Here is a 9,546-nt window from a genome sequence, read left to right on the forward strand (position 1 = left end):
AGGGACGCGCGGGAGGCCGTGACCCGAGAACTGGCCGGTGTGCTGTTCGCCTCGTTCGCGAGGCGGGACCAGCGCAAGAAAGGGGAACAGTACCTGCGGGGACTGCTCCAGGTGCAGGGGCGCAAGTCCATCCGCAACATCGCCGCCCAGGTGGGCGGCCCGGCGGCGGAACAGAGCCTGCACCACTTCATCAGCAGCTCCACCTGGGACTGGATGCCCGTGCGCGAGGCACTCGCCGCGCACCTCGCGCAGCTGAGCGCGCCCCAGGCCTGGGTGGTGCATCCGATGTCGATCCCCAAGGCGGGAGACCAGTCCGTGGGCGTGGACTACGGTCTGGACCCGTGCCTCGGGGTGTTCCGCGGACAGCGTGCCTTCGGTGTCTGGCACGCCTCCGAGACGCTGAACACACCGGTCAACTGGCGCCTCTACCTGCCCGATTCATGGATGGGTGACGACGACAAGCGGCGCCGGGCCGAGATCCCCGAAGGAGCCGGCGAAGAGACCCTGGAGGAGACCGCCGCCTCGGCTTTCCTGGACACGATGAGTTCGTGGCGGCTCCCGTCCCGGCCGGTCGTGCTGAACACCCACATCGGCCGTGTGGAGTCCACGATCGGACGGTTCACGGACGCGGGCGTCCCCGTGATCGCGCGCATCGGCGACGCCGCGCAGCTCATGGTGCACGACCCCGCTCTGCCCGGCTACGGCGGCGGGGCGCTCGCCGCCGGGCAGATCCTGGCATCGGTCAAGGGGCTGCGCAGGCCCGTGGAGTGGGCCGACCAGATCGACCCGTGGGGCGCTCGCCGCAGTTCCCTGGCCGTCGCGGTCCGCGTCGGCGCCGCGAGCGGGCACAACCGCCGGCCGGGCCACGGCGGCGCCGGGCGGGACCTCAAGCTGCTCGGGGAGTGGCAGGACACCCGGTCCGCGCCCGGGGGGCTGTGGGTCACCAACATGGTGTCGGTTCCCACGAGCGCGCTGGTGCGGCTGACGAAGCTGGGCGGCCGGGCGTGCCGGGACCTGTCCGCGGTCGGCGAGGACGTCGGGCTCAAGGACTTCGAGGGCCGCTCCTTCCGCGGCTGGCACCGGCACATCACGCTCGCCTCCGCGGCCTATGCGGTCGCCGCTCTCACGCGCACGCACCGCTGCTCCGAGGACTACGTCCCGCGCTCGGCCTGATCCTGCTGCGGCCCGGACGTCCGGTACATCGCGTGCCGGGCCCGCAGCAGGCGCAGGGCCAGCTGGATCTCGAGGGCGTTCGTGGGCTGCTGCCAGTCGTCGCCGAGGAGTTCGGTGATCCGGTCGAGCCGGCGCGCGACGGTGTTGGTGTGGACATGGAGGTCCTGCGCCGCCCGGGTCGGGCTGCCGCCCGAGGTGAAGTACGCCTCGAGCGTGCTGATCAGTTCGGTGGAGCGCTGGGCGTCGTAGTCGAGCACCGGACCGACGGACGAGGCGATGAAGGAGTCGACGTCGCGGTCGTCGGAGAGCAGCAGGCCGAGGAAGCCCAGGTCCCGCGCCGCTGCGGTGCCGCCCGTGCCGCCGAGGGCGACCAGCGCGTCCAGGCAGCGCTGCGCCTCCTGGTACACCTTGTTGACGGAGGCCAGCTCGTAGGTCGGGCCCGCCGCTCCCACGGTCACGGGATGGCCCAGGAGGGGAGAGAGGTTGTCGGACGCCGCGCGGGCGGCGGCCGAGGCGTCCGTCCCGGGCAGGAGCAGCACGAGGCACTCGGCGCGCAGGGTCTTGAGCCCGCCGTGCCGGTAGGCGTAGGAGGAGGCCCACAGCGCGGCCTCGCCCTGCTTTCCGCCCTCGGGGCGGACGACGAGGACGACGTGCTGCCCACCGGGGTTCATGCCCAGCCGCCGGGCCCGCTCGGCCAGCCGGCGCGGTGACTGCGGCGCACTGGCCAGGAGGTCGTCGAGGTACTCGTCGCGTGCCGGGCCCGCCGCGGTGGCCACACTGTGCCGCAGCAGCAGGAGTAAGGCGACCGTCTGGCCGGTCGCGTACAGCAGCCGCTTGCCCTCTTCCGTGAGGGGCGTCTCTTCCTGGAACAGCAGGACACCCGGCCCCGCCACTCCCGTGGTGACATGGGTGGCCCAGACGGTGTCCGTCACGGGGGTCGGCATACCGCTCGCGTGGGAGTCCAGCACGGCCCGCACCACCACGGCGGCGTCGAGCTCCGGGAATGCGCCGGTGGCGGCCAGGATCTTCCCGTCGGAGTCACGCACCGTGAAGGTGCCGCCGAGAACGTCCGCGGCCGCCCTGAGGACGTCGTCCGCGTCGCCGCCCTCCAGCACCAGGTCGGCGAGCTGGCTCTGGCTCTCGGAGAGCCCCCGCATCGCGGCCAGCGCGGTCTGTGTGCGGGCGTTCTCCGACCGGGCCTCGGCCAGATCGGCCTGGAGCCGCTCCATCCGCCGGGCCCCCCGGATCGCGGCGGCCGCCGCCTCGGCCAGCGAGCGCAGCAGGCTGATCTCGTTGGGTGAGAAGTGGCGTATGTCGCGCGAGGCGCCGTACAGCGCGCCGATCGTCTTACCGCCGTGGGTCATGGGTACCGCGGCGATCGCGTGGAGGCCCTCGGAACGCACCACCTCGTCGATCTTCGGTTCGTGTGCGAACCGCTGGTCGGCGAGGTAGTCGGAGGTCCAGAACGGGGCCCGCCTCTCCTGTACGAACTCGCCGAGGCCCAGGCCCCGGTCCATGGCGAGCCCCACGCTGAGGGCGGTGGTCTCGCCGTCCGACTGGTGCACGTAGGAACCGCCGTCCGGCTGGCGGAGACTGACGTACGCCATGTCGACGTCGAGCAGCCGCCGCGCGTGGCTCGTGACGATGGTCAGCAGGCTCTCGAGATTGCTGTGGAACGCCATGTCCTGGGCCGTGTCGACCAGGGAGGTCAGTGCGGCCTCCCGCCGGCGTCGCCGATCCGTCGAGGCGCGGATTTCCAGTGCCAGCCGGACCGCTTGTTCGAGGCGCTCGATCTGCTCTTCCGGAATTTGCCGCTGCCGCGCGAGTCTGCGCATGTCCTCGAAATGCCCGGTAGGTGCCTCTTGGGCCAGTAGTTCTAGAACAGACAGCGAAAAATCTGTCGACTCATCATCGCCCAGACTCAAGAGACACCCCCGTGCAAAGAATCAGTTCGAGCCATCGAGCCTAGGTTCTGCGGTTTCCGCTGGTCAAGCCAGGGGCGGAGTCTCGGCCCGTGCGATGTGTGTCCCGAACACCGTCGTGAGTGGGCCGGGTTGTCCCAGGAGCACCTTCCGTAAGTCTGTTCGACTCGGAGAGGATGGCAGGACGGGGATGTCGGAACGGCTTCCCATTTTCCGTAAGGGGTGGGCATGACCGAACTTAAGAGTTACGTCAGAAGTCTGGAGCGCAGCCGGGAGGCGCTCCGGCGAGAGGATCGGCCGGATACGTTCGCTATGGCAGGCCGGGAGTGGGATCTCCTGGATGGCGTGTTTGCCCCGCCTTTTTCTGCGACGACGAGCGTGGCCATGGAGATCCTGGGTCTCGTCGGAAACGGGGATTTCCGGTTCGCTCAGCACGGTTCATTTCTGGAGATCGGGGCGGGGACCGGAATCATCGCGGTGTCCGCAGCCCTTTCCGGTTGCCGGCGTGTGGTCGCCGCCGACATCAATCCGCACGCGGTAAAGAACTCGGAGATGAATGCGGCACGGCACGGCGTCGCCGACCGGGTGAACGCGGTGCACAGCGACCTGTTCTCGGCGCTGGACGAAGGTGACCGGTTCGACACCGTCTACTGGCATTCCAACTTCGTTCTGGCGCCGCCGGATTACCGCTACGAGACGGATCACGAGTGCGCCTACGTGGATCCGGGATACCAGGCGCACCAGCGCTACCTGGCCGAGGCGCCGACCCGGCTCACCGCGGGCGGCGCGGCGCTGCTGCAGTTCAGCAACCGCGGGGACGTCGACCTGCTCCACGAGATGGCCGCCGGGTGCGGCCGGGAGCTGCGGGAGCTGTACCGGCGCGACTTCCTCGAGGGCAGCGAGACGATGGAGCACATCCTTTTCGAGATCCGCGCCACTCGCTGACGGCGGCGTACTCTCACTCGGGGGAATCACCTTGCGTACGCTTCTTGTGGACAACTACGACTCGTTCACCTACAACCTCTTCCACTATCTCGCCCAGCTGACCGGGGAAGAGCCGGTGGTGATCCGGAACGACGACCCGGAATGGCACCGGGGGCTTCTCGGCACCTTCGACAACGTTGTGCTCTCTCCCGGCCCGGGAAGCCCGGCCGAGGCCGACGACTTCGGCATATGCCGGGAAATCCTGGAGCACGCGGACATTCCGCTGCTGGGCGTCTGTCTCGGTCATCAGGGGCTCAGCCTGGCGCACGGCGCCACGGTCTCCCCGGCGCCCGAGCCGCGGCACGGCCGCGTCTCGTCCGTGCTGCACCGGGGGACGGGGCTGTTCAGCGGGCTGCCCTCGCCGTTCGAGGTGGTGCGGTACCACTCGCTGGCCGTGACCGACCTGCCGGACGAACTGGAGGCGGTCGCCTGGACACCGGACGGTGTCCTGATGGGGGTGGAACACCGGTACTGGCCGCGGTGGGGAGTGCAGTTCCACCCCGAATCCATCCTGACCCGGCACGGCCACGACCTGCTGGCGAACTTCATCGACCTGAGCGGGAAACGGCGTGCCGAGCAGGGCCGGGTGCGGATCGAACCGGGCGGCGCCGCGCAGGCCGGCCGAGCCGCGTACGCCGCTCCAGCCGCGCACGCCGGTCGAGAGGAAGCACCGCTCACCGCACACGTCGCCCCGGCCGGCGGCGCAGCGGACCGGGACGAGGGACTCCACCGCGACCTGCGCGTGCTCGTCGAACAGCACCCCACGCGCTGGGACGACGAGGTCGTCTTCGACCGGTTGTTCCGTGGCGGTGAGTACGCCTTCTGGCTGGACAGCAGCAGACCGGACGGGGACACCGCCCGGTTCTCCGTCATGGGGGACGCCTCGGGGCCGCTTGCCAGGGTGGCCAGTGCCGATGTGAGCAGCCGGACCGTGACCCTGCGGTCCGCCGACGACACCCAGGTCGTCTCGGCCCGGTTCCTGGACTGGCTCGACCGGGACTTGCAGGCGACGCGCACCGAAGTCCCCGATCTGCCGTTCGACTTCGCTCTGGGGTGGGTCGGCTACCTGGGCTACGAGCTGAAGGCCGAGTGCGGGGGCGAGGCGGCGCACCGGTCGGAGCACGCCGACGCCGTCATGGTCTTCGCCGACCGTGCCGTGGTCCTCGACCACGCCACCCGGACCACGTATCTGCTGGCTCTGGCGGAGGGGCCCGACGACACGGCGGCCCGGACCTGGCTGCGCGCCACCGCGGACGTCCTCGCGTCGGTCGCGGGCATTGCGCCGGCGGCGGACCCCGCGCCCGCGCAGCTGACCGGCCTCGGACTGCGGCACGGCCGCGACGCCTATCTGCGCCTGATCTCCCGCTGCCAGGAGGAGATCGCGGCCGGTGAGACGTACGAGGTGTGCCTGACCAACAGGGCGGAGGTGCGGGGCGAACTGGATCCCTGGGAGGGCTACCGCTTCCTGCGCCGCACCAGCCCGGCGCCGTACGGAGCGCTGCTGGACTTCGGTTCGCTGTCGGTGCTCAGCACCTCGCCCGAACGCTTTCTGCGCGTGACGGCGGACGGCGTCGTCGAGTCGAGGCCGATCAAGGGCACCCGGCCGCGGGGCGCGACCCCGGCCGAGGACGCGGAACTCGTGGCGGACCTGCGGTCGAACGAGAAGGACCGCGCCGAGAACCTGATGATCGTGGATCTCGCCCGCAACGATCTCGGCCGGCACGCCGAGATCGGGTCCGTCGAGGCCGAGGTGTTCCGGGTCGAGACGTATGCGACGGTCCACCAGCTGACGAGCCGGATCCGGGCGCGACTGCGCGCGGGTCGGACCGCGGTCGACTGTGTGCGTTCCTCCTTCCCTCCCGGCTCCATGACCGGCGCGCCGAAGATCCGGACCATGCAGCTCATCGACGCGTTCGAGGCCGGGCCGCGTGGTGTCTACTCGGGCGCCGTCGGCTACTTCTCGCTGACGGGGGCGGCCGACCTGAGCGTGGTGATCCGGACCGTGCTGGTCACCCCCGGCCGGGTGCAGTACGGGGTCGGGGGCGCCGTCATAGCCCTGTCGGACCCTGCGGACGAGTTCGAGGAGACCGCCGTGAAGGCCGCCCCGCTGCTCGCTCTGACCGGCACCCTCTTCCCGGACCGGCATCCGGAGGCGGCCGTCGCGCGGACCGGCGCGCCGTAGGACCGGACCGTCGGGTCATGCGGGGCCCCGGCCCCGCCGCGTGATCCGACGGTGCCGGACGGTCAGCGCGCGATCCGGCGGTACGCGGCGAGCAGGACGGCCTGGTCGGGCCCCTCCAGGACGGCGGGCCGGGCGAGGCCGTCCAGGACGACGAAACGCAGCAGGTCGCCGCGGGACTTCTTGTCGACCTTCATCGTCTCCAGCAGCGTGGGCCACTGGTCGTGGCGGTAGTGCAGCGGCAGTCCGACGGACCGCAGGACCGTGCGGTGCCGGTCCGCCGTGGCGTCGTCCAACCGGCCGGAGAGCCGGCCGAGTTCGGCCGCGAAGTGCAGGCCGACCGCGACCGCCGCGCCGTGCCGCCAGGTGTAGCCCTCGTTCTTCTCGATGGCGTGGGCGAGGGTGTGCCCGTAGTTGAGGATCTCGCGCCGGCCGGACTCCTTCAGGTCGTCCGAGACGACCGCGGCCTTGACCTCGATGGAGCGTTCGATCAGCTCGGCGGTGTGCGGGCCCGCGGGTGTGCGTGCCGCCTCCGGGTCGGACTCGATGAGGTCGAGGATCACCGGGTCGGCGATGAAGCCCGCCTTGATGATCTCGGCGAGTCCGGACACGTGGTCGTCGGCCGGCAGCGAGTCCAGTGCGGCCAGGTCGCACAGGACGCCCGCGGGCGGGTGGAAGGCGCCGACCAGGTTCTTGCCCTCGGCGGTGTTGATGCCGGTCTTCCCGCCGACGGCCGCGTCGACCATCGCGAGGACGGTGGTCGGGACGGCGATCCAGCGGACCCCGCGCAGCCAGGTCGCGGCCACGAATCCGGCCAGGTCCGTCGTCGCGCCTCCCCCGACGCCGACGATCACGTCGGTGCGGGTGAACCCGGCCCGGCCCAGCGCCTGCCAGCAGTTGGCGGCGACCTCGGCCGTCTTGGCCTCCTCGGCGTTCGGTACCTTGAGGGCGACGGCCTTGTAGCCCTGTCCGGCGAGGTCGGCACGGAGCGCGGTGCCGGTCGCGCGGAGTGCCTCGGGGTGGATGACGGCGACACGCTTCGCCCGGTCACCGATCAACCGGGGCAGGTGGCTTCGGAGGTGACGGCCGACCAGCACTTCGTACGGTTCGGTGCCGGCCGTGCCGCGGACGTGGTGTCGAGCGGGCGCAGAGCCGTGCCCGGCAGGAGCATGCTTCACCTGACGTAATCTGCCGACGCCCCATGACCACCGCAACGAGGGCTGGTTCACTTCGTCAGGTTTCCAACCGACCCTGACATGGAGGGGCCCGTGGCCGATTCCATCCAGTCCACCCTGCACCACGTCCTCCAAGGCCGGACGAGCCGGAGCCGCGGCGTCGTCGACGGCCTGTGCCGCGCCGCCGACCAGGACGGGCACTACTGGTTCTTCCGCGGCGACAAGGCGTTCCGCTACGACGCGGTGCGAGGCGCCGTCGTCGAGCCTGCGGATCTTCTCGTCCGGTACTGGCCGCTGCTGGCCGGGACGGAGTTCGCCCACGGCATCGACGCCTGCTACACCACGTACCACCAGCCGCACGGCTACCACTGGTTCTTCACCGGCGGCCTGGCCGTCCAGTACGACAGCGTGCGGGGGGTCATACTCCAGGGGCCGGCCCCCATAGAGGAGATCTTCCGGTTCAGCGGAGCCGAGGCGGAGTTCGCCCGGGGCATCGACGGGGTGTGCCCGCCCGGCCCGTCCGACGGCGTCTTCTGGTTCTTCCGGGGGGACCGGGCCCTGCAGTACGACACGCGGTCGGGCAGCCTGGTGCAACCCGCCGACTCACTCGCCCGGTACTGGCCGGGCCTGGCCGGGACCGTGTTCGCCGAGGGCATCGACGCCTGCTACACCGTCTCCCGCGCGCCCGGCGGCCGGCACTGGTTCATCGCCGGTGACCAGGCCGTCCAGTACGACAGTGTGCGGCACGCGATCCTCGTCGGCCCGGAGCCCCTCGCCGGGCTGATCGCTGCTCTGCCGGCGGACCTGCACCCCGACGACCAGCCGGATCAGCCGTGATCCAGCAGGCTTCCGGGGTGACTTGACGGACTCCCGCACACCTGACGGAGTGCGCCCTCCGGCCTTGGTGCCGTCCCCGCGCGTGACGCACGATCGGTAACGCACCGGTTGGGTCAAAGTTCAACCAGGGATGGGGGAGGGTGCTTTGACACGCGTCGGCGTCTCGGTCATCAATGCTGCCGCCCAGGGGGCGTCGGCTCCCCAGATCGTGCCGGTCGAGGCGCTCAGACCGTCCGACTCGCCCCGTGGCCTGCGCCAGGACGAAGAGCATGTGCGCAAGCTCGCCGAATCCGGCAGGGACTTCGAGCCGATCCTGGTGCACCGGCCCACGATGCGGGTCATCGACGGCATGCACCGCCTCTCGGCCATGGCGCTCCGGGGCCACCGGGAGATAGCGGTCCGCTTCTTCGACGGAAGCGAGGCGGACGCCTACGTGCTGTCCGTGCAGCTGAACGTGCGGCACGGTCTGCCCCTGACGAGGGGCGAGCGCCGGCTCGCCGCCTCCCGCATCCTGCTCTCCCACCCGCACTGGTCGGACCGGGCGATCGCGGAGCGCACGGGGCTGAGCGACAAGACCGTGGGCAAGCTGCGCAGGAGTGCGAGTGCGGAAATTCCGCAGTCGCACAGCAGGGTCGGCCGGGACGGCGCGGTCCGGCCGCTCAACAGCGCCGAAGGGCGCCGCAGGGCGGCCTCCCTGCTGACGGCCCATCCCGACGCGTCCTTGCGGGAACTGGCCGAGCGGTCCGGGGTGTCCACGGCGACGGTCCGCGATGTGCGGGACCGCCTGTACCGCGGTCAGGACCCCGTCCCCGACGGCAGGCGCGGCGCTGCCGGGGACGCGGTCGCCGGTGCCGGGGGCCCGCTTCGGCACACCGTGTGCTGCCCGGGCAGGCCGGACGAACCGCGCGGCGCGGCAGCGCTCGCGGCGCTGCAGAGGCTGGCCAAGGACCCTTCCCTGAAGGGGACGGAGCCGGGCCGGCTGCTGCTGCGCATGCTGCTGACGACACAGCTCGAGCCGAGCAGGTGGCAGGAGATCGCGGCTGTTCTGCCCGCGCACTGCGCCCCTCTCGTGCGCGCCGCGGCCGAACAGCGGGCCGCGGAGTGGAACGCACTGGCCAGGACGCTGGCCCGGCACGCCGAAGGCGCGGCCTGAGTACGCCCCGATCGTTACCGGTTTTTTTGGAGGAGCACCGTTGAGCAGGCTGCGTTGGCTGACCGCGGGGGAGTCCCACGGTCCGGCACTTGTCGCGACGCTGGAGGGACTTCCCGCCGGCGT

7 protein-coding genes are annotated in these 9,546 nt (G+C 71.2%); 5 read left to right on the forward strand and 2 right to left on the reverse strand.

From position 1 onward, the window contains the following. Positions 1-18 precede the first annotated feature (18 nt). On the forward strand, positions 19-1,173 hold the full coding sequence (locus ABZ471_RS31875) for a transposase (protein WP_359071273.1): 1,155 nt from the start codon (positions 19-21) through the stop codon (positions 1,171-1,173). Here ABZ471_RS31875 and ABZ471_RS31880 read toward each other — a convergent pair. Next, a complete protein-coding gene (locus ABZ471_RS31880; protein ID WP_359071275.1) occupies positions 1,152-3,008 on the reverse strand; it encodes a helix-turn-helix domain-containing protein in 1,857 nt (618 codons plus the stop codon). The two genes, ABZ471_RS31875 and ABZ471_RS31880, sit on opposite strands and share 22 nt — an antisense overlap. Positions 3,009-3,323: 315 nt before the next feature. On the opposite strand from ABZ471_RS31880, the gene ABZ471_RS31885 reads away from it, so the two are divergent. Next, the gene (locus ABZ471_RS31885; RefSeq protein WP_359071277.1) at positions 3,324-4,040 is read left to right on the forward strand and encodes a 50S ribosomal protein L11 methyltransferase; all 717 of its coding nucleotides are present in this window, start codon (positions 3,324-3,326) and stop codon (positions 4,038-4,040) included. A gap of 31 nt (positions 4,041-4,071) precedes the next feature. Continuing rightward, positions 4,072-6,261, forward strand: coding sequence for an aminodeoxychorismate synthase component I (pabB, locus tag ABZ471_RS31890; RefSeq protein WP_359071278.1), 2,190 nt, complete (start codon positions 4,072-4,074; stop codon positions 6,259-6,261). 62 nt (positions 6,262-6,323) lie between these two features. On the opposite strand, the gene aroB is transcribed toward pabB, so the two are convergent. After that, positions 6,324-7,436: a 3-dehydroquinate synthase gene (aroB, locus tag ABZ471_RS31895; protein ID WP_359071280.1), complete on the reverse strand. Its 1,113-nt coding sequence runs from the start codon at positions 7,434-7,436 to the stop codon at positions 6,324-6,326. A gap of 90 nt (positions 7,437-7,526) precedes the next feature. On the opposite strand from aroB, the gene ABZ471_RS31900 reads away from it, so the two are divergent. Further along, the gene (locus ABZ471_RS31900; RefSeq protein ID WP_359071282.1) at positions 7,527-8,270 is read left to right on the forward strand and encodes a hypothetical protein; all 744 of its coding nucleotides are present in this window, start codon (positions 7,527-7,529) and stop codon (positions 8,268-8,270) included. Between the two features lie 145 nt (positions 8,271-8,415). Next, positions 8,416-9,423 carry a ParB N-terminal domain-containing protein gene (locus ABZ471_RS31905; RefSeq protein WP_359071283.1) on the forward strand — a complete coding sequence of 336 codons (1,008 nt, stop codon included), beginning with the start codon at positions 8,416-8,418 and terminating at the stop codon, positions 9,421-9,423. The last annotated feature ends 123 nt before the right edge of the window (positions 9,424-9,546 follow it).

This window comes from Streptomyces sp. NPDC005728 (genome assembly GCF_040630895.1).
GTDB lineage: Bacteria > Actinomycetota > Actinomycetes > Streptomycetales > Streptomycetaceae > Streptomyces.

What these genes read in the sequence shown, in the direction of transcription:
- ABZ471_RS31880 (WP_359071275.1), bottom strand. Translation starts at nt 3,008, where the DNA reads ATGCGCAGACTCGCGCGGCAGCGGCAAATTCCGGAAGAGCAGATCGAG.
- ABZ471_RS31885 (WP_359071277.1), top strand. Translation starts at nt 3,324, where the DNA reads ATGACCGAACTTAAGAGTTACGTCAGAAGTCTGGAGCGCAGCCGGGAG.